The sequence below is a fragment of the Kocuria sp. GQ42 genome (genome assembly GCF_059758435.1).
The window spans coordinates 634,011-653,023 of the sequence record NZ_JCAXEN010000001.1; the positions used below are offsets into that span (position 1 = coordinate 634,011).

A 19,013-nucleotide genomic window follows, 5' to 3' on the forward strand; every position below is an offset into this window, starting at 1 on the left:
GGGCGGCGGCCCGGCCCCGCGGCCCCGACCCGGGGACCGGGCGGTGTGAGAAGCTGGGCGACGTGGATTCGATACCCGTTCTCGCTTACGTGCTCATCGCCGTCGTGGTCCTCGGTCTGCTCGGGCTGGTCCTGCTGCGGGGGCCCAAGGCGCCCCGCGGCGGCTACCCCTCCACCCGGGACCCCGACGACCTCGAGGGCGGCCCCGTCGCGGCCCCCGGGGACCTGGAGCCCGGCACCGCCCCGGTCCCGCCCGCCGACACCCGCCCGGCCCTCGACCGCCCCGAGTCCGCAGCGTCCCGGATGGCGCGGCTGCGCGGGCGGCTGGCCAGGTCCAACAACGTCTTCGGCAAGGGCCTGCTGGCCCTGCTCTCGCGCGACCGCATCGACCAGGACGTGTGGGACGAGATCGAGGAGACGCTGCTCCTCGCCGACCTCGGCACCGACTCGTCCATGGCCCTCGTCGAGGCCCTCCAGCGCCGGGTCAAGGTCGAGGGCACCAACGACCCCGCCCACGTGAAGGCCATGCTCCGGGAGGAGCTCCTCGCGCTGGTCGACCCGTCGATGGACCGGTCCCTGGCCGTGGAGCGCAAGGGGCCGGTCCCCGCCGTCGTCCTCGTGGTGGGCGTCAACGGCGTGGGCAAGACCACCACCGTGGGCAAGCTCGCGCGCGTGCTCGTCGCCGAGGAGAAGGACGTGGTGCTCGGCGCCGCGGACACCTTCCGCGCCGCGGCCGCCGACCAGCTCTCCACCTGGGGCGCCCGCGTGGGCGTGCCCACCGTGCGCTCGCACGTCGAGGGCGCCGACCCCGCCTCGGTGGCCTACGACGCCGTGACCGCCGGCATCGAGCACGAGGTGGACGTCGTGATGATCGACACCGCCGGCCGGCTCCAGAACAAGGCGGGGCTGATGGACCAGCTCGGAAAGATCAAACGGGTCGTGGAGAAGGCCGCCGCCGTCGACGAGGTGCTGCTCGTCATCGACGCGACCACCGGGCAGAACGGCATGACCCAGGCGCGGGTCTTCGCCGAGGTGGTCGACGTCACCGGCATCGTCCTCACCAAGCTGGACGGCACCGCCAAGGGCGGCATCGTGGTCGCCATCCAGAAGAGCCTCGGGGTGCCGGTCAAGCTCATCGGCCTCGGCGAGGGGCCCGACGACCTCGCGCCTTTCGAGCCCGAGAGTTTCGTGGACGCCCTGCTCGACTGATCCGTCCCCCTTTTCCCCCACACGCCCGCCGCAGTTTACGTGCTCGTAACCATTGCGGCGGGCGTGAAACATGCCCGCAACCCCGCGCGGCGGCGGGCGAAACATCTCTCTCGGAGACTCGACAGTGAACGGTGAGCACCGGACGGCCCCTCGGGGAACGGGCCAGTGGCACCGGTGACCTGACAACCTGCAGAGAGAGGTGCACATCGTGGAAATCACAGCTGGACACGTGTGGACGATCGTCGCGGCCGCCCTGGTCTTCTTCATGACCCCGGGGCTGGCCCTGTTCTACGGAGGGATGACCCGCGCCAAGGGCGTCCTGAACATGATGATGATGAGCTTCATCTCCATCGCCATCGTCTCCATCGTCTGGGTCCTGTGGGGGTACTCCATGAGCGGCGGGGACCCATTGCTGGGCGGGCTCACGGGCAGCCCCGTGCCGTCCTTCGCCCTGGCCGACATCATGGGCACCGAGGACCTCCTCGGCGCCGCCTACGGCGGGACCTTCGCCATCATCACCGTCGCCCTGATCTCCGGGGCCATCGCCGACCGGGCCCGCTTCGGCGCCTGGGCCGTGTTCGTGCCCGTCTGGGCCACGCTCGTCTACGCCCCCCTGGCCTACATGGTCTGGGGCGGCGGGCTGCTCACCGAGGACGGCGCCGTGGGCTCCGCGATCGGCGAGGCCATCGACTTCGCCGGCGGCCTCGTGGTGCACATCAACGCCGGCGTGGCCGCGCTGATCCTCATCCTGATCGTCGGCGCCCGCCAGGGCTTCGGCAAGGACCCGAGCCAGCGCCCCCACAACCTGCCGCTCGTGATGCTCGGCGCCGCCATCCTGTGGTTCGGCTGGTTCGCCTTCAACGCCGGGGCCGCCGGCACCGCCGAGCAGGCCGGGCTCATCTGGATCAACACCCTCGTGGCCCCGTCCGCCGCGATGCTCGGCTGGCTGCTCACCGAGCGCATCCGCGACAAGCACGCCACGTCCCTGGGCGCCGCGTCCGGCGTCGTGGCGGGGCTCGTGGCCATCACCCCGGCCTGCGCCAACGTCTCCCCGGTCTGGGCGATCGGGATCGGCTTCATCGCCGGCATCTGCTCCGCCCTCGCCGTGGGCCTCAAGTACCGGATGGGCATGGACGACTCCCTGGACGTCATCGGCGTGCACCTCGTCTCCGGCATCGTCGGCACCGTGGCCCTGGGCTTCGTGGCGCTGCCCTCCGAGGGCACCGCGGGCCTGTTCTACGGCGGCGGCTTCGGCCTGCTGCTCACCCAGGTCGTCGCGGTGCTCGTCTCGGTGGTCTACTGCGCGGTGCTGACCTTCGTCATCGCCTTCGTGATCGACAAGACCATCGGCTTCCGGATCACGGAGCGGGACGAGATCGACGGCATCGACATCACCCAGCACGCCGAGTCCGGCTACGCCCTGGCCGGGGACGCCACGGGCTCCTTCAGCCCCGGCCGGCACGCCGCGGGCGAGGACGCCTCGTCCTTCGAGCCCGGCCGCTCCGAGCCGGTGCACAGCTGAGCCGTGCGGCGACCGCCGGCCCATCCCACCCTCACGAAAGGCATCCCTTCCATGAAACTCGTCACCGCGATCGTGCGCCCCGAGAAGTTCAAGGACATCAAGTCCGCCCTCGAGTCCTACGGCGTCCAGGGCATGACGGTCCAGAACGTGCACGGCTACGGGCAGCAGCGCGGGCACACCGAGGTCTACCGCGGCGCGGAGTACACGGTGGACCTGCTCGAGAAGGTCCGGGTCGAGATCCTCGTGGACAACCACCAGGCCACGGACATCGTCGACGTCATCGTCTCCTCCGCGAACACCGGCCGCGCCGGTGACGGGAAGGTGTGGGTCACCGACGTGCACCAGGCCGTGCGCGTGCGCACCGGCGAGCGCGACGAGACGGCGCTCTGACCCCACCCGTCCCGACGGCCGGCCCCCTCCACGGGAGGGGGCCGGCCGTCGTCGTCCCCGCACGGCGACGGGGCGGGCCCCGCGCCGCCCGGAGTTGCTAACCTTGGACACTGACCCGCCACACCGGGCCGGGCCGCGGCCCGCGGCGCAGACCGCGGGGCACCGGCCGCCTCCCTCGACGAAAGCAGCTTTCGACCCGTGTTCAATTCACTGTCCGACCGGTTGACCGCCACCTTCAAGAACCTCAAAGGCAAGGGACGCCTGACCGAGGCGGACGTCGACGCCACCGTGCGGGAGATCCGCCGCGCCCTGCTCGACGCCGACGTCGCCGTGCCGGTCGTGCGGGAGTTCACCGCCGCGGTCAAGGAGCGCGCCCTCGGGCTCGAGGTCTCCGAGGCGTTGAACCCCGGCCAACAGGTCGTGAAGATCGTCAACGAGGAGCTGCAGAACATCCTCGGCGGCCAGACCCGCCGGATCCGGATGGCCAAGACCGGGCCCACGATCATCATGCTCGCCGGCCTCCAGGGCGCCGGCAAGACCACCCTGGCCGGCAAGCTCGGCAAGTGGCTCAAGGGCCAGGGCCACCGCCCCCTGCTCGTGGCCTCCGACCTCCAGCGGCCCAACGCGGTCACCCAGCTCAAGGTCGTGGGCGAGCGCGCCGGCGTGCCGGTCTTCGCCCCGCACCCGGGCACCACCTCGGAGTTCGACGACCCCACGGGCGACCCCGTGCAGGTCGCCCGGGACGGTGTGGCCCAGGCCCGCGCGCGGCTGCACGACGTGGTCATCGTGGACACCGCCGGCCGCCTCGGCATCGACGAGGCCCTCATGGACCAGGCCCGCGACATCCGCGACGCCGTGCGGCCCGACGAGGTGCTCTTCGTCATCGACGCCATGATCGGCCAGGACGCCGTGAACACGGCCCAGGCCTTCAACGAGGGCGTCGACTTCACCGGCGTGGTCCTGTCCAAGCTCGACGGCGACGCCCGCGGCGGCGCCGCGCTGTCCGTGGCCTCCGTGACCGGCAAGCCCATCATGTTCGCCTCCACCGGGGAGAACGTCGACGACTTCGAGCAGTTCCACCCGGACCGCATGGCGTCCCGCATCCTCGACATGGGCGACGTCCTCACGCTGATCGAGCAGGCCGAGAAGCAGTGGGACCGCGACGAGGCCGAGAAGATGGCCCGGAAGTTCACCGACCAGGAGGACTTCACCTTCGAGGACTTCCTCGCGCAGATGCAGCAGCTGCGCAAGATGGGGTCGATGAAGAAGATGCTCATGATGATGCCGGGCGCCGCCGGCATGCGCGAGCAGCTCGAGAACTTCGACGAGCGCGAGATCGACCGCGTCGAGGCCATCGTCCGGTCCATGACCCCGCACGAGCGGGTGGCGCCCAAGATCATCAACGGCTCCCGCCGCGCCCGCATCGCGAAGGGCTCGGGCGTCACCGTCTCCGAGGTGAACCAGCTCATGGAGCGCTTCGCCCAGGCGCAGAAGATGATGAAGCGCCTGGCCCAGGGCAAGGGCGTGCCCGGCATGCCCGCCGGCATCCCCGGCATGCCCGGCGCGGGCGGCGGCCCGAAGAAGGGCAAGGGCAAGGGCTCCGCGAAGAAGAGCGGGTCCCGCTCCGGCAACCCCGCCAAGCGGGCGCAGGAGAACGCGGCCCTCGAGCAGCAGCGCAAGCAGAAGGCGCCCGCCGGATCGGCGTTCGGCGCGGCACCGGGGCAGCCGGACCCCGCGGACCTGAACCTGCCCAAGGGCTTCGAGAAGTTCCTGGGGCAGTGATCGCACCGTGAGCTCCTACCTGTCCGAGACCGAGCTGAAGCAGTTCGTCGACTCGCTGCCCACCCGCCGCCTCGCCGCGGAGGCCCTCATCCGGGACCCCGAGGGCCGCGTGCTCCTCGTGGAGCCCAACTACAAGTCCGACTGGACCGTTCCCGGAGGCACCGTCGAGGCGGGGGAGGATCCCCGCACCGGGTGCTTCCGCGAGGTCGTCGAGGAGGTCGGCCTGCACCTGCCCGAGGGCCGGCTCCTCGTCGTCCACCACGGCGTGGCGATGGGCCTGTGGGGGGACTCGGTCTCCTTCGTCTACGACGGCGGCGTCATCGGTGCCGACACGCCCATCACGATCCAGGAGGAGGAGCTGCGCAGCCACCGCTGGACGGCGCCGGAGGACCTGGAACGGTACCTGCGGCCCGGGCTGGCCCGCCGCCTGCGGGCGGGCCTGGCCGCCCTCGAGGACGGCACCACGGCCGAACTCGTCGACGGGCCCCGCTGAGCGCCCCGGAGCCACCGGGCGCACGCCCCGGGCCCCCGGCCCGGCCCCGGCGACGGCGTAGCATGGACGCCATGACCTCACTCCCCGCCGACGACATCGCATCCCCCACCTCCGCGTGGGACCTGGTCCCGGCCACGGTGCTGTGCGCGACGGAGTCCACCGCGTCCGAAGGACCCGGGCCGCGCCCCACCTGCGAGGGGATGCGCAAGGTCATCGCCCACCACCGCCTGATCAGCGCCTACGCCGAGGGCCCCCGGGCCACGCAGCTGATGTTCCTCGCCGACGCCGAGGGCCGGCTGGCGCAGGGGGCCGAGGACGGCTCCGTGCAGCCCGGCTGCACCCTCGACGAGCTCTCCGAGACCTTCGTGCGGATGACCGGCCAGCAGCTCCAGCCCGAGCACCCCGGGCTGCGGCGGGTGCTGCTGGTGCGCCTGGACGCCCCCGAGCTGCCCGTGCTGGCGGCCCTGTCCGGCACCGGCTTCACCGCCGTGTCCCGGCACGGCTGGTCCGTGGTGGTCTTCGACGCCGAGGTCGACTTCTGGGCCGTGCGCACCGGTCTCGCCGAGACCGCCGTGGCGCTGTCCTCGGACGGGGCCACCCGCTCCTTCGAGGTCCTGCTCGCGGGGGAGGACCCGGCGTCCGTCACCGATCTCGAGGCGGCCGACGCCGTGTGCGCCCTCGAGTGGGGCCCCGACTGGCTCCCCGCGGGCGGGGTGTCCGTCGAGGCCGAGCAGACGCCGGCCGCCCGGTTCGAGCGCGACCTCGTCCGGCTGTGCTCCGGCGGCACCTCGGACCTGCAGATCGAGTCCGTGGCCTCCGTCTTCGACCTGGACCCGGCCGAGACCAACCGGCTGCGCAACTACGTGCTGGGGGAGTCCACCGACCTGGTCCTGGAGTCCGTCCTGCAGCTGCTGGGCCTGCCCGTGCTCGCCGCCAAGGTCGTCGAGGGCCACCGGGAGCTCACGGCCACCGAGGGCGCCGAGCACTACGAGCCCACGGGCGTGGGCTCGGCCCTCCTGCGGGGGATGACCACCGAGCCCACCGGCGACGGGCTGTTCGCGCGGTACCAGCGGGCCCTCGTCCGCCGCCCGGAGCTGCTGCTGGCCGTGGCCGGCACCGAGACGGCCCTCGGCGTGGGGCTCGCCGGGGCGGCCCGGCGCGGCGGGGCCGGGGCGCGCGTGCTCGGCACCCTCTCCGCGGCGCTGCTCGCGGACGCCGCCGCGGAGAGCGCCTACTACGCCGCCCTGCGCGGGGCGCGCCGCCGCCGGAACGAGGAGCGGCCCGCGACCCCCGGGCCCACCGCCCAGCTCCCCGAGCCGTCCGCCGCCCCCGGCTCGCGAGCGCGCCTGCGCCGCTTCTTCGGCCTGCACCGCGGCTGAGCGCCCCGGCAGGATCCCCCGCGGGGCGGAAGTCCCGCGCCGCCGCCGCGGGCTACCGTGGGGGCGTGCACACCCGATCCACCACCGACCCGGACACCGACCCGGACCCGGCCCCCGTCCGGCGCGCTCCGCTCGCGGTGCGCGTCACCGCCTGGCTGAACGACCCCGAGGACCCGTTCTGGTCCCGGCCCGCGCCCACGGCGGCCCAGCGGCGCAACGACGTGCTGGCCGCCCTGGGCTTCCTGCTCGTCTCCCTCCTCGCCTCCGTGCTGCTGCACAGCTACGCGGGGCTCGCGGAGGGGGACGAGCCCTGGCGCTTCTACCTCAGCACCGTGCTCATCGTGGTGCCCCTCGCCGTGCGCCGTCGCTTCCCGCTGCCGGTCGTGGTCGCGTCCTCCGCGCTGTTCCTGGGCCTGACGTACGCGAGCCCCACGGCCGCCATGACGCTGCCCTTCCAGGGCGCCTACTTCGCGGCCCTCTACGCCGCCGTCGCCTGGTCCCGCGACCGCCAGGCCCTGTGGGTCGCGATGTCGGTGGTCGTGGGCACCATGGGGCTGTGGCTGCTCGGCGCCTTCACCATCACCAACGCCTACGCGGACTTCCTCTCCGGTCTGGGTGAGGTCGACGGGCCGCTGCCCCAGCTGCCGTCCTACGCGGTGTTCACCCTGATCGTGAACGCCGTGTACTTCGGCGGGGCGGTGCTGGCCGGGCGCGCGTCCTGGCGGGCCGCGCTGCAGCAGCACCGCCTTGCGGCCCAGGCGCAGCGGATCCGGGAGCAGTCCGCCGAGATCGCCCGCCGCGCCGTCGTCGACGAACGGCTGCGCATCGCCAGGGAGCTGCACGACGTCGTCGCCCACCACGTGTCCGTCATCGGCATCCAGGCGGGGGCGGCGCGCAAGGTCCTGGACCGTGACCCCGCCGCCGCCACCACCGCCCTGCGCACGATCGAGGCGTCCAGCCGGACCGCCGTGGGGGAGATGCGCCAGCTGCTCGGCGTGCTCCGCGCCGAGGGCGAGGAAGGCGTCCCCGGCCCGGGCGGAGACGTCTCCGACGCCGCGCGCCGGCCGGACCCCGGCCTCGCCGACATCGCGGCCCTCGCCCGCCGGCACGCGAACAACGGGCTCGCGGTGGACGTCCGCACCGTCGAGGCCGTCCCGGGTGACCTGGACAGGATCCCGCCGGCCCTCGGCCTGTCCGTCTTCAGGTGCGCCCAGGAGTCCCTGTCCAACGTGATCCGCCACTCCACGGCCGGCACCGCGTCCGTCACCCTGCGCACCGGCCGCGGCCCGGAGGGGCAGCCGTGGTTCGAGCTCGAGGTCCTCGACGACGGCTCGCCCCGCCGCGGCACCGCCGGCACCGGGTTCGGCCTCCAGGGGCTGCGCGAGCGCGTGCGCCTGCACGGCGGGGAGGCGGAGATCGGGCCGCGCTCCGGCCGGCCCGGCTGGCGGGTCCGCACCCGCTGCCCCCTGCCTTCCGGTGGCACCAGGGACGACGGCCCGGACGCGGCCGCCGGCGCCGTCCCCGGCGCCCCGGACGGGATTCTGCGAGGATCGGAGGCATGATCCGTGTCCTGCTCGCCGACGACCACGCCCTCGTGCGCTCCGGCTTCGCCATGGTCCTGTCCGTGGAGGACGACATCGAGGTCGTGGCCCAGGCCTCCGACGGCGCGCAGGCCGTCGCCGCCGCCCGCGACGGGGCCGTGGACGTGGCCCTGCTCGACGTGCAGATGCCGGTCATGGACGGCATCGAGGCCACCCGCCGGATCGTCGGGACCGGGTGCGCGAAGGTCGTGATCGTCACCACGTTCGACCGCGAGGACTACCTCTTCGACGCGCTCGCCGCCGGGGCCAGCGGGTTCCTGCTGAAGAACGCCGACCCGGACGACCTCGTGGAGGCCGTGCGCGCCGTGGCCGGCGGCCACGCGCTGCTCGCCCCCGAGGCCACGCTGCGCGTCATCCGGGCCCTGACCGCGGACGCCCCGGCACCCGCCCCCGAGGCCGCTCCCGCGCCGGCCGACCCCCCGCCGTCCGACCCCGCGCGGCGCCGGGTCGTCGAGTCCCTCACCGAGCGGGAGCACGAGGTGCTGCTGCTGGTCTCGGACGGGCTGTCCAACGCGGAGATCGCCCAGCGGCTGTTCCTCGGACCCGCCACCGTCAAGACGCACGTGTCCAACATCCTCGCCAAGACGGGCTCCCGGGACCGGGTGCAGGCCGTCGTCTTCGCCCACCGGGCAGGCCTGGTCGACTGAGCGGGCTCCGCCCCGGGACGGAGGCCGCCGGCCGCGACCCGCTCCCCGGGGCGCCCGCACTCCGCCCGGGTGGGGATCCGCCGGGGCCCCCGCGTTCGTAGGCTGACCACGAGCCGCCCGGCACCCACCGGGAGGACGCACCCCGAGAGGACCCGGGCCCATGAGCACCAGCACCACCCCCGCCGCGACCACGACCCGCTTCCGGAGCCGCCCCGAGGGGCACGTCCTGGAGGCGCGGGGCCTGAGCCGGTCCTTCGGGGGCCGCACCGTGGTCGAGGACGTCTCCTTCCGGGTCGAGCCCGGCCGGATGACCGGCTTCGTCGGCGCCAACGGCGCGGGCAAGACCACGACCATGCGGATGCTGATGGGCGTGCTGCGCGTCTCCGCCGGCGAGGTCCTGTGGGACGGCCGTCCCGCCACCGCGGCGGACCGGGCCCGCTTCGGGTACATGCCCGAGGAGCGGGGGCTCTACCCCAAGCAGCCGGTGCTCGACCAGCTCGGCTACCTCGGCCGGCTCCACGGCATGGACCGCCGGGACGCCCTCGCGGAGGCCGGGCGGCTGCTGGAGCGCTTCGGCCTGGCCGAGCGCGGGAAGGACAGGCTGGAGTCCCTCTCCCTCGGCAACCAGCAGCGGGTGCAGGTCGCCGCCGCGCTCCTGCACGGGCCCGCCGCCCTGGTGCTGGACGAGCCGTTCTCCGGCCTGGACCCCGTGGCGGTGGACTCCATGGTCGAGCTGCTGCGCGAGCACACGGCCCAGGGCGTGCCCGTGCTCTTCTCGAGCCACCAGCTCGACCTCGTCGACCGGCTCTGCGACTCCCTGGTCGTCCTCTCCGGCGGCCGGGTCCTGGCCTCCGGCACGGCCGAGGACCTGCGCCGCACCGGTCCCCGCCGGCACCGGCTGCGCTGCGAGCAGGACGCCGGCTGGGTGCGGGACCTGCCGGGCGTGCGCGTCGTCGACGTCGACGGACCCGCCGCGGTGCTCGAGCTCGAGGACGCCGCCGCCCGCCGCCGCGTCCTCGAGACCGCCGTGCCCCGCGGGCTCCTGGAGTTCGCCGAGATCGTGCCCTCCCTGTCCGACGTCTACCGGGAGGTCACCCGATGAGCGCCCGCCCGCCCGCAGCCCGTCCCTGGTGGATCGTCACGTCCCGCGAGATCTCCGTCAAGCTGCGGGACCGGTCCTTCCTGCTCTCCACGGTGGTCACGGTGCTCCTCGTGGCCGCCTCGATCGCCGCCTCCGCCCTGTTCGGAGGCCGGGCCGCCGACCACGTCCTGGCGACCGCGGCGCCCGACGCGGCGCCCGTCGCGGCCCGGGCCGCGCAGGAACTGGCGGAGCGCGGCGAGGACACCCTCACCGTGCACTCCGCCCACTCCCCGGACGCGGCCCGCGAGGCGGTGGCCGACGGGACCGCCGACGCCGCGCTGCTGCGGGACCTCGACGGGTGGACGGTGGTCGGCCAGGACGACGTCGACCCCGCCCTCGCCCGGGTCCTCGAGGACGCGGTGGCCGCGGAGACGCTGGCGGCCGGCGCCCGGGCCGCCGGGACGACCGCCGAGGAGCTGACCGCGGGTGCCGAGGTGCGCACCGAGCTGCTGTCCGGCGGCCAGGACCGCGGCCCCGCACGGCTCGTGGTGGGCCTCGTCTTCGCGTTCCTGTTCTACCTGGCCGCCATCCTCTTCGGCATGGCCATCGCCAACTCCGTGCTCGAGGAGAAGCAGAACCGGGTCGTGGAGATCCTGGCCACCGCCGTCCCCGTCCGGCAGCTGCTCTACGGCAAGGTGCTCGGCAACTCCCTGCTCGCGTTCGGTCAGATCGGGCTCTACGCCGCCGTCGGCCTCGTCGGCGTCAACGTCACGGGCGCCGCCGCGGACGTCGGCTGGATCCTCGCCGCGTCCGGCTGGTTCGTGGCCTTCTTCGTGGCGGGCTTCGCCGCGCAGGCCTCCGTCTGGGCGGTCCTCGGCTCCCTGGCCTCCCGCTCCGAGGACCTGCAGACGAACACCGGGCCGATCATGACGGTGCTCATCGGAGCCCTCTTCGTGGGCCTCTACGCCGAGGGCGCGTGGCTCACGGCCGCGTCCTTCGTCCCGGTCGTCTCCTCGGTGGCGATGCCCGTCCGGATGCTGGACGGCGGCGTCGCCTGGTGGCAGCCCGTGCTGTCCCTCGCGCTGGCCCTCGCCGCGGCCTGGGTGCTGCTGCGCCTCGGGGAGCGGATCTACCAGCGCGCCGTGTTCCAGGGCGGACGCTCCCTCACGTGGCGGGAGGCCGCACGCCTCGAGCAGTGAGCGGGCAGCGCGCCGCGGGACGCCGGACTTGACGGCGTCTGGCATACTGGACGGGTACTCGATGCGTGCGGTCCCTCTCGCCGCACGTTTCTCGTGTCCACAGAACCCCTGTGACCGGCCCGCCCCACGGGAGCGAGACCAGGGCGTTCACCTCATCCAAGAACCAGGAGAGTCCACACCAGTGGCTGTTAAGATCCGTCTCAAGCGCATGGGCAAGATGCGCGATCCCCGTTACCGCGTCGTCGTCGTCGACTCCCGCAAGAAGCGCGACGGCCGCGTCATCGAGGAGATCGGCAAGTACCACCCGACCGAGCACCCCTCCTACATCGAGGTCGTCTCGGACCGGGCCCAGTACTGGCTCGGCGTCGGCGCCCAGCCGTCCGAGGCCGTCGCCGCCATCCTGAAGGTGACCGGCGACTGGCAGCGGTTCAAGGGCGAGGAGGGCGCCGAGGGCACCCTCCGGACGCGCGAGCCCAAGGCCGAGTTCGTCGCCCCCGACAAGGGCTCCGTGGTCGTCCCCGAGGCGATCACCCCCAAGGGCGAGAAGGCCGAGCCGGCCGCCCCCGGTGCCGAGTCCGACGACGCCCCCGCGGCTGACGCCGAGAAGGCCGAGTAGTCATGCTCGCCGACGCGTTGGAGCACCTGGTCCGCGGGATCGTGGACAGCCCCGATGACGTCGACGTCCGTGTCAAGAGCGGGCGCCGGTCGGAGACCCTCGAGGTCCGGGTGCACCCGGACGACCTCGGACGGGTCATCGGCCGCCAGGGCCGCACGGCCAAGGCGCTGCGCACCGTCGTGGGCGCACTCGCCGAGGACGGCCCGGTCCGGATCGACGTCGTCGACACCGACCGCACCCGCTGAGGCGCGCACCGGGCGCCCCGGCGTCCGGTCCCGCCGCCCGCACGGTCCCCGCATCCGCACCGGATGCGGGGACCGTCGGCTTTCCCCGCCACCGCACCCCTCCCCGCGGCCACCCGGCCGCCGACCCCCAGGAGATCCATGAAGGTCCAGGTCGCCCGCGTCGGCAAGCCCCACGGCATCCGGGGGGAGGTCACCGTGCAGCTGTTCACCGACGCCCCGGAGGAGCGCTTCGCCCCCGGCGCCCGGCTGCTGCTCGAACCGTCCGTCCCCCTCGCCCCCGAGGGCGTGGTCACCGTGCGCGGGGCGCGCTGGAACAAGGCCGTGCTCGTGGTGGCCCTCGAGGAGGTCCCCGACCGCAACGGGGCCGAGACCCTGCGCGGGGCCCGCCTCTACGCCGAGGCGCTGGAGGAGGACCCCGAGTCCGACGAGTGGTACGAGCACGAGCTGGTCGACCTCGAGGTGCGCACCGGTCCCGAGGACGGGTCGGGCCCGCGGATCGGCGTGGTCACCGGGCTGCGCACCCTGCCCGTCCAGGACCTGCTGGAGATCGAGCTCGACGAGGGGCGGCGCGAGGCCGTGCTCCCCTTCGTCGAGGAGATCGTCCCGGTCGTCGACCCCGAGGGGGGCTTCGTCGTGGTGACCCCTCCGCCGGGGCTGCTCGAGCTCGGCCTGGACGAGGGGAGGCCCGATGAGGGGAACGGCGACGACGGGAACCCCGGCGGCGGGAACCCCGGCGGCGGGGACCCCGCGGACGGGGCGCCGGAGGGCGGGCGCTGATGCGCATCGACGTCGTCAGCATCTTCCCCGAGTACCTCTCCGCCCTGGACCTCTCCCTGATCGGCAAGGCCCGGCAGCAGGGCCTCCTCGAGCTGACCGTGACGGACCTGCGCGAGTTCACGACCGACCGGCACCGCACCGTGGACGACACCCCCTACGGCGGCGGGGCCGGCATGGTGATGAAGCCGGAGCCGTGGGCCGCGGCGCTCGGCGCCGTCCTCGGCGGCGGACCCGCGCCCGCGGGGGAGCGGCCGGTGCTGGTTGTGCCCTCCCCGGCCGGTGAGGTCTTCACCCAGGCCACCGCCCGCGAGCTGGCCCTGCGGGAGCACCTCGTCTTCGCGTGCGGGCGCTACGAGGGCATCGACGAGCGCGTGGTGGACTGGTCCCGCGAGCACTTCGAGGTCCGCCCCATGAGCCTCGGCGACTACGTCCTCAACGGCGGGGAGGTCGCCGTGCTCGCCATGGTCGAGGCCATCGGGCGCCTCGTGCCCGGCGTGGTCGGCAACCCCGAGTCCCTCGTGGAGGAGTCCCACGCCGACGGCCTGCTCGAGTACCCCGTCTACACCAAGCCCGCGCTGTGGCGGGACCGGCCGGTCCCCGAGGTCCTGCTCTCCGGCCACCACGGCCGGATCGGCCGCTGGCGGCGGGACCGCCAGCTGCAGCGCACCGCCGCCCGCCGCCCCGACCTCGTCGCGTCCCTGGACCCCGCCGGCCTGGACCGCGCGGACCGCGCCGTCCTGGCCGAGGCCGGGTGGGTCGTCTCGGGCGGACACGTGGTGCGCGCCGGGGACGGCGCCTCCGGGGAACCTGTGGCATAATGTTCAGCTGTGTGTCTGCTGGGCACGCCCCTGCCGCAGGGGGATGAGCGACCAACAGCCGGACACCCGGGACCCCGAACAGGGCTCCCGTCACCACGTCTTGCGGATCCCGCACCCGGACCGGGCACCGCCCCGCGACCACGGATCCGTGCCGACCCACGTGAGCGACCTGCGGCGTTCACCAGGAGAGTCACCATGAACATTCTCGACCAGCTCGACGCCAAGTCGCTGCGCAGCGACGTCCCCGACTTCCGTCCGGGCGACACCCTCAACGTGCACGTCAACATCGTCGAGGGCAGCCGCTCCCGCGTCCAGGTCTTCAAGGGCTTCGTCCTCGGCCGCCAGGGCGCCGGCGTGCACGAGACCTTCACCGTCCGCAAGGTCTCCTTCGGTGTGGGCGTGGAGCGCACCTTCCCGGTGCACTCCCCGGTCATCGAGAAGATCGAGGTCGTCACCCGCGGTGACGTCCGCCGCGCGAAGCTCTACTACATGCGCGACCGCCACGGCAAGGCCGCCCGCATCCGCGAGAAGCGCGACAACACCACGGCCAAGTCCTCGAAGTCCGGCAAGGCCGTCAAGTCCGGCAAGTCCGGCAAGTAGGACAGCGCGCGCGTCGGTGTCCACCGGAACCCGCGCACGGGACCCCCGCGCCACCGGGTCCCACGCCGTTCGGCGAGAACGCCAGCCCCGTGCTCGGGGCTGGCGTTCCGTCGTCCTCGCCCTCCTGGTGGCCGTGCTGGTCACCGGTCTGCTGCGCGCCTTCGTGCTGGACGTCTACTGGATCGGGTCGGACTCGATGCAGCCCACGGTCGAACCGGGGGACCGGGTGCTCGTGGGCAAGCTCGTCGACGAGGGCCGTCTCGAACGGGGCGACCTCGTGGTCTTCGACGGGCGGGGCAGCTTCGCCCCGCTGCACAGCGACGACCCGTGGCCCGCGCAGGTCCTGCAGACCCTCGGCCGGTGGAGCGGGCTCGCCGGCTCGGACAGCGTGTACCTCAAGCGGGTCGTCGGCACCCCCGGGGACACCGTCGCCTGCTGCGGTCCCTCCGGCCGCCTCGAGGTCGACGGCGAGGAGATCGTCGAGGACTACGTCCTCGACGGGGACCGGCCCAGTGAGGTCGAGTTCACCGCGGTGGTCCCGGAGGGCAGGCTCTGGCTGATGGGCGACCACCGGTCGGTGTCGGTGGACTCGCGCAGCCTGCTCGGCGCGCCCGGTGGCGGACTGGTCCGAGCGGATAAGGTCATCGGAGAACCCATTGCTGTTCTGTGGCCCCGGGATCGGGCCGGGCAGCTCTGACGCGATCCGCACGGATCCGGATCCGGACGCCCACAGGCGTCCGCCCAGGAAGGACGAGAGCAGTGGCCGACAGGACCCAGCCCGCCGGCGACGGCGTGCCCCAGGAGAACCACGGCGTCCCCGGTGACGCCGCCGTTCCCGTCCCGGCAGCGCCCACCGCCGACGCGGAGCGCGCCACCGCACCCCTCGACGGCGCCGAGGACGGGCAGGACCCGGCGTCGTCGCGCCGCGCGGGCCGGCGCTCCTCCGACCGGCGCTCCCGCAAGAAGCGCCCCGACACCTTCTGGGGCTCGGCGCGGGAGATCCTCCTCGTGCTGGTCTGGGCCGTGCTCATCGCCTTCGTCGTGAAGACCCTGCTGGTGCGGGGGTTCTACATCCCCTCCGGCTCGATGGAGAACACCCTCCAGCTCAACGACCGCATCTTCGTCAACGTGCTCGAGCCCACCTTCGGCCCGCTCGAGCGCGGGGACATCGTGGTCTTCGAGGACGCCAAGGGCTGGCTGCCGGCCCAGCCCGACAGCGGGGGCGGGCCGACCGACGCCGTCTACGACGCCCTGGCCTTCGTCGGCGTGCTGCCCGACCGCACCGACCAGCACCTCATCAAGCGCGTCATCGGGGTCGGGGGCGACACCGTGGCGTGCTGCGACGCCTCGGGGCGGGTCACCGTCAACGGGGAGGCCCTCGAGGAGCAGGACGCGTACCTCCACCCCGGGTCCGCGCCCTCGGAGCTCGAGTTCGAGGTCGAGGTCCCCGAGAACCACTACTTCGTGCTGGGCGACCACCGGGACGCGTCCGCCGACGCCCGGGTGCACCTGGCCGAGATCGCGGACAACGGTGCGTTCATCAGCCACGACGACGTCGTCGGCACCGCGTTCGTCATCGCCTGGCCGCTCGACCGGTTCCAGCTGCTGCAGAACCCGGACGAGGTCTTCGCGGACGTCGCCGACCGGTCCACCGGTGGTTCCTGAGCCCCGGCCGGGACGGCGCGCGGCGCCGCCCCGGGGCGGGGCCCCGGGGCTCGTCGTCGAGCGGTCCCTGCAGGAGCCGGACGGGCGCCTCGTCGGCGGGATGGACGAGGTGGGCCGCGGAGCCCTCGCCGGACCCGTCACCGCCGGGCTGGTCGTCCTGCGGCCCGGGACCGAGCGCGGCGTCCCTGGGCTGCGGGACAGCAAGCTGCTCACCCCTGCACGGCGCGAAGCGCTCGTCCCGCGCATCCTCGCCTGGTGCGCGGCCGCCGGCGTCGGCCACGCCTCGCCGCAGGAGATCGACGGACTCGGGCTGACGGCCGCGCTGCGCCTCGCCGGACACCGGGCGATCGCGGCCGCGGCGCGGCGGGGGACGCCGCCCGACGTCGTGCTCCTCGACGGCGCGCACGACTGGCTCTCGGAGCCCGGCGCCGGGACGCTCTTCGGCGACCTCCCGCCCGCGGCGGACGACCTCCCGGTGCACGGGTGGGACGGGCAGGTCGTGACCCGCGTCAAGGCCGACCTGACGTGCGCGTCCGTCGCCGCCGCCAGTGTGCTCGCGAAGGTCGAGCGGGACCGGATCATGGGCGATCTCTCCGCGGGCTGGCCGCAGTACGGTTGGGGCAGCAACAAGGGCTACGGCGCCGTCCGGCACCGCCGCGCCCTCGAGGAGCACGGGACGACGCCGCACCACCGGCTCAGCTGGCGGCTCACGCAGGCGCCGCCCGCGGCCGCGCCGAGCACGATCGGAGAGGGGACGACATGAGCGCCGAAGAACTCGAGAACTTCGAGACGGACCTCGAGCTGCAGCTGTACCGCGAGTACCGGGACGTCGCCGGGCTCTTCCAGTTCGTGGTGGAGACGGACCGCCGCTTCTACCTGGCCAACTCGGTCCGGGTCGAGCCGGTCGAGACGAAGAACGGGCTGTACTTCGACGTGGAGCTCAAGGACGCATGGGTGTGGGACGTCTACCGCTCCGCCCGGTTCGTGAAGCACGTGCACGTCATGAGCTTCAAGGACGTCAACGTGGAGGAGCTTGCCCACGCGGACCCCTTCGCGGTGCCGGGCGCCGCCGGGCCCGTGCCGGAGGGGCCCGCGGCCCCCTGATCCGCCCTGCACACGCCCCCTGAGGTCCCTCGGCGCAGGACCGGCGCGGCGCACGATGGGGACACCCGCCCGGCCGCCGCCGGGACGGCGCCGCCGAGCAGGGAGGTGTCCCGTGTCCGAGGGGCTGGGCGCGCGCGGCGAGCAGCTGGCGGCCGCCCACCTCGAGGCGCGGGGGTACCGCGTGCTGGAGCGCAACTGGCGCGCACGGCCCTCCCGGGACGGACTGCGGGGGGAGGCCGACCTCGTCGCGGAGCACGAGGGCTGGGTGGTCGTCGTCGAGGTGAAGACCCGCTCGAGCCTGCGGTACGGGCATCCGTTCGAGTCCATTACGCGGCAGAAGATCGTCCGTCTGCACCGCCTGGCGGCTGCCTGGGCGCGGGCCCACGACCGCGACCCCCGGGTGGTCAGGGTCGATGCCGTTGCAATTACTTTCGCACACGACGGAGTGCCGGGGATCGAGGTCCTGCGGCAGATCCAATGAGACGCGGCGCGCCCCGGCCCGCGTGACATGCCTCGTGCGACGTGCCAATGTTGAACCGTCGATGACCGGGAGAACGACGGAGGTGTGCTGTGGTCGCTGCGGGACCGCTCGCCGCTCCCCGACGCGCCGCGGCCCTCGCGGCGGCTGTCGCGCTGACCGCCACCGGGTGCGGCGTGCTGAAGGCCCCGGAGCCCGAGGCGATCGCGCAGCCGGGCACCGTGACCACCGCGCCCAGCGGTCTCAGCCCGGGCCCGTACGCCCTCACCACCGACGAGGGCGCGGTCGTCACCTTCGACCTCCCCACCGTGCCGGCCCCCGACGACGACGTCGAGCAGCTGCGGCGGGACCTGAACGTGGAGCCGGTGGTCTACGTGGAGCTGCACATCGACAACACCGAGGGCACCCGCACCGTCCAGATCGACGACCTCAAGGTGATCAGCCACGAGGGCGGGCAGTTCCCGTTCGAGCCGGTCGCCGAGGCCCTCTCCGACTGGGACCCCAACCGCTCCGGGGAGGGCGGCTTCTGGGCCGCCGACGGCTCCCCCCTCGACCCGCAGGAGGGCGCCCGGCTCGACGCCCGCACGCACGAGCTGATCGCCCAGTACACCGGTGCCGTCCCGGTCGGCACCACGGGTCGCGAGCTCATGGTCGGCGACTTCGAGAAGCTGCCGAAGACCTTCGACGACATCGAGCTGTCCCCGTACCCCAACGACCGGTCGCAGGACCCCTCCCCGGTCGGGCACGGACCCGAGCAGCGCCAGTACCGGGCCGGCGTGCCGAGCCCGACGCCCCGGGAGCGGATCGAGGCGGAACCGGCGCCGGCACCGGCGGCACCGCAACCCGCCCGTCCCGCGGCGCAGCCGCCTCGCGTGCCTGCCGCGCCGGTGCCGGCCGAACCCGCACCGGCCCCCGAGCCCGAGCCGGCGGCGCCGCAGCCGCCGGTGGAACCGGCAAACCCCCAGCAGCCGGTGGATCCGGTGATCCCTCCCGTCATCCCTCCCGCGGAGCCGACACCGGAGCCCACGCCGGCGCCCGTTCCCCCGGTCACGCCACCGCCGGAGGAGACGATGCCTCCCGCCGAGAACCCCGACAGGGGCGAGGTCGCCACCCCGGGGGCCACCGCCGGCGCGTCGGCCTCGCCCTCGCCGAGCCCCTCCAGGCGCTGGAACTGGCCCCCGCGCCCGGAGCCCACGCCGACGCCCACGCCCGCGCCGTCGGCCTCGACCACCACTCCGTCGCCCGCTCCGTCCCCCACGGCGACGCCCACCCCCACGGCCTCCACGGGCGCTCCATCACCCGCTCCGTCACCGGCCGCGACGCCCGGGCCTCCACCCTCGCTCCCCAACGGGACCGAACTGGCCTGAGTCGGCGGACTTCTCCACCGTGGGGCGGGCGGCACCGCCGC

21 protein-coding genes are annotated in these 19,013 nt (G+C 74.0%); all 21 read left to right on the plus strand.

Going from position 1 to position 19,013, the window contains the following annotated elements:
- Positions 1-62 precede the first annotated feature (62 nt).
- The 21 genes from ftsY to AC6CH6_RS03050 all read left to right on the plus strand — a co-directional run bounded on the left by ftsY (position 63) and on the right by AC6CH6_RS03050 (position 18,972).
- Positions 63-1,208: a signal recognition particle-docking protein FtsY gene (ftsY, locus tag AC6CH6_RS02950; RefSeq protein ID WP_052133099.1), complete on the plus strand. Its 1,146-nt coding sequence runs from the start codon at positions 63-65 to the stop codon at positions 1,206-1,208.
- Positions 1,209-1,416: 208 nt separating this feature from the next.
- Entirely contained in the window at positions 1,417-2,730 is a 1,314-nt protein-coding gene (locus tag AC6CH6_RS02955; protein WP_368796759.1) for an ammonium transporter, read from the plus strand.
- A gap of 51 nt (positions 2,731-2,781) precedes the next feature.
- Entirely contained in the window at positions 2,782-3,120 is a 339-nt protein-coding gene (locus tag AC6CH6_RS02960) for a P-II family nitrogen regulator (RefSeq protein ID WP_017833766.1), read from the plus strand.
- A gap of 198 nt (positions 3,121-3,318) precedes the next feature.
- A complete protein-coding gene (ffh, locus tag AC6CH6_RS02965) occupies positions 3,319-4,902 on the plus strand; it encodes a signal recognition particle protein (protein ID WP_133410834.1) in 1,584 nt (527 codons plus the stop codon).
- Positions 4,903-4,909: 7 nt separating this feature from the next.
- On the plus strand, positions 4,910-5,395 hold the full coding sequence (locus AC6CH6_RS02970; RefSeq protein ID WP_498253962.1) for an NUDIX domain-containing protein: 486 nt from the start codon (positions 4,910-4,912) through the stop codon (positions 5,393-5,395).
- 71 nt (positions 5,396-5,466) lie between these two features.
- Positions 5,467-6,774, plus strand: a complete 1,308-nt coding sequence (locus tag AC6CH6_RS02975; protein WP_498253963.1) for a hypothetical protein — start codon at positions 5,467-5,469, stop codon at positions 6,772-6,774.
- Between the two features lie 65 nt (positions 6,775-6,839).
- Complete coding sequence (locus tag AC6CH6_RS02980) at positions 6,840-8,336, plus strand: sensor histidine kinase (RefSeq protein ID WP_498253964.1); 1,497 nt, start codon at positions 6,840-6,842, stop codon at positions 8,334-8,336.
- Positions 8,333-9,022 carry a response regulator gene (locus AC6CH6_RS02985; RefSeq protein ID WP_419968166.1) on the plus strand — a complete coding sequence of 230 codons (690 nt, stop codon included), beginning with the start codon at positions 8,333-8,335 and terminating at the stop codon, positions 9,020-9,022. The genes AC6CH6_RS02980 and AC6CH6_RS02985 overlap by 4 nt, the downstream gene beginning before the upstream one ends.
- 160 nt (positions 9,023-9,182) lie before the next feature.
- Positions 9,183-10,124, plus strand: coding sequence for an ABC transporter ATP-binding protein (locus AC6CH6_RS02990; protein ID WP_109222458.1), 942 nt, complete (start codon positions 9,183-9,185; stop codon positions 10,122-10,124).
- Positions 10,121-11,302 carry an ABC transporter permease gene (locus tag AC6CH6_RS02995; protein WP_498253965.1) on the plus strand — a complete coding sequence of 394 codons (1,182 nt, stop codon included), beginning with the start codon at positions 10,121-10,123 and terminating at the stop codon, positions 11,300-11,302. The genes AC6CH6_RS02990 and AC6CH6_RS02995 overlap by 4 nt, the downstream gene beginning before the upstream one ends.
- Before the next feature lie 181 nt (positions 11,303-11,483).
- Complete coding sequence (gene rpsP, locus AC6CH6_RS03000) at positions 11,484-11,918, plus strand: 30S ribosomal protein S16 (protein ID WP_368811647.1); 435 nt, start codon at positions 11,484-11,486, stop codon at positions 11,916-11,918.
- 2 nt (positions 11,919-11,920) lie between these two features.
- Entirely contained in the window at positions 11,921-12,163 is a 243-nt protein-coding gene (locus AC6CH6_RS03005; RefSeq protein WP_017833757.1) for an RNA-binding protein, read from the plus strand.
- A 138-nt stretch (positions 12,164-12,301) separates the two neighbouring features.
- Positions 12,302-12,940: a ribosome maturation factor RimM gene (gene rimM / locus AC6CH6_RS03010; RefSeq protein ID WP_498253966.1), complete on the plus strand. Its 639-nt coding sequence runs from the start codon at positions 12,302-12,304 to the stop codon at positions 12,938-12,940.
- Positions 12,940-13,758 carry a tRNA (guanosine(37)-N1)-methyltransferase TrmD gene (trmD, locus tag AC6CH6_RS03015; RefSeq protein ID WP_498253967.1) on the plus strand — a complete coding sequence of 273 codons (819 nt, stop codon included), beginning with the start codon at positions 12,940-12,942 and terminating at the stop codon, positions 13,756-13,758. The genes rimM and trmD overlap by 1 nt, the downstream gene beginning before the upstream one ends.
- Positions 13,759-13,953: 195 nt before the next feature.
- Complete coding sequence (gene rplS / locus AC6CH6_RS03020) at positions 13,954-14,358, plus strand: 50S ribosomal protein L19 (protein WP_017833754.1); 405 nt, start codon at positions 13,954-13,956, stop codon at positions 14,356-14,358.
- A 16-nt stretch (positions 14,359-14,374) separates the two neighbouring features.
- A complete protein-coding gene (gene lepB / locus AC6CH6_RS03025; RefSeq protein ID WP_133410823.1) occupies positions 14,375-15,055 on the plus strand; it encodes a signal peptidase I in 681 nt (226 codons plus the stop codon).
- Positions 15,056-15,117: 62 nt separating this feature from the next.
- A complete protein-coding gene (gene lepB, locus AC6CH6_RS03030) occupies positions 15,118-16,023 on the plus strand; it encodes a signal peptidase I (protein WP_498253968.1) in 906 nt (301 codons plus the stop codon).
- Positions 16,013-16,786, plus strand: coding sequence for a ribonuclease HII (rnhB, locus tag AC6CH6_RS03035; RefSeq protein ID WP_133410822.1), 774 nt, complete (start codon positions 16,013-16,015; stop codon positions 16,784-16,786). The genes lepB (AC6CH6_RS03030) and rnhB overlap by 11 nt, the downstream gene beginning before the upstream one ends.
- Positions 16,783-17,127 (plus strand): DUF2469 domain-containing protein, encoded by a 345-nt coding sequence (locus AC6CH6_RS03040; RefSeq protein ID WP_017833750.1) that lies wholly within the window; start codon positions 16,783-16,785, stop codon positions 17,125-17,127. The genes rnhB and AC6CH6_RS03040 overlap by 4 nt, the downstream gene beginning before the upstream one ends.
- A gap of 112 nt (positions 17,128-17,239) precedes the next feature.
- Entirely contained in the window at positions 17,240-17,608 is a 369-nt protein-coding gene (locus AC6CH6_RS03045; RefSeq protein ID WP_498253969.1) for a YraN family protein, read from the plus strand.
- Positions 17,609-17,697: 89 nt separating this feature from the next.
- On the plus strand, positions 17,698-18,972 hold the full coding sequence (locus AC6CH6_RS03050; protein WP_498253970.1) for a hypothetical protein: 1,275 nt from the start codon (positions 17,698-17,700) through the stop codon (positions 18,970-18,972).
- The last annotated feature ends 41 nt before the right edge of the window (positions 18,973-19,013 follow it).

What these genes read in the sequence shown, in the direction of transcription:
- AC6CH6_RS02975 (WP_498253963.1), top strand. Translation starts at nt 5,467, where the DNA reads ATGACCTCACTCCCCGCCGACGACATCGCATCCCCCACCTCCGCGTGG.
- AC6CH6_RS02960 (WP_017833766.1), top strand. Translation starts at nt 2,782, where the DNA reads ATGAAACTCGTCACCGCGATCGTGCGCCCCGAGAAGTTCAAGGACATC.
- AC6CH6_RS02990 (WP_109222458.1), top strand. Translation starts at nt 9,183, where the DNA reads ATGAGCACCAGCACCACCCCCGCCGCGACCACGACCCGCTTCCGGAGC.
- rimM (WP_498253966.1), top strand. Translation starts at nt 12,302, where the DNA reads ATGAAGGTCCAGGTCGCCCGCGTCGGCAAGCCCCACGGCATCCGGGGG.
- rplS (WP_017833754.1), top strand. Translation starts at nt 13,954, where the DNA reads ATGAACATTCTCGACCAGCTCGACGCCAAGTCGCTGCGCAGCGACGTC.
- AC6CH6_RS02985 (WP_419968166.1), top strand. Translation starts at nt 8,333, where the DNA reads ATGATCCGTGTCCTGCTCGCCGACGACCACGCCCTCGTGCGCTCCGGC.
- AC6CH6_RS03005 (WP_017833757.1), top strand. Translation starts at nt 11,921, where the DNA reads ATGCTCGCCGACGCGTTGGAGCACCTGGTCCGCGGGATCGTGGACAGC.
- AC6CH6_RS02995 (WP_498253965.1), top strand. Translation starts at nt 10,121, where the DNA reads ATGAGCGCCCGCCCGCCCGCAGCCCGTCCCTGGTGGATCGTCACGTCC.
- AC6CH6_RS03040 (WP_017833750.1), top strand. Translation starts at nt 16,783, where the DNA reads ATGAGCGCCGAAGAACTCGAGAACTTCGAGACGGACCTCGAGCTGCAG.
- trmD (WP_498253967.1), top strand. Translation starts at nt 12,940, where the DNA reads ATGCGCATCGACGTCGTCAGCATCTTCCCCGAGTACCTCTCCGCCCTG.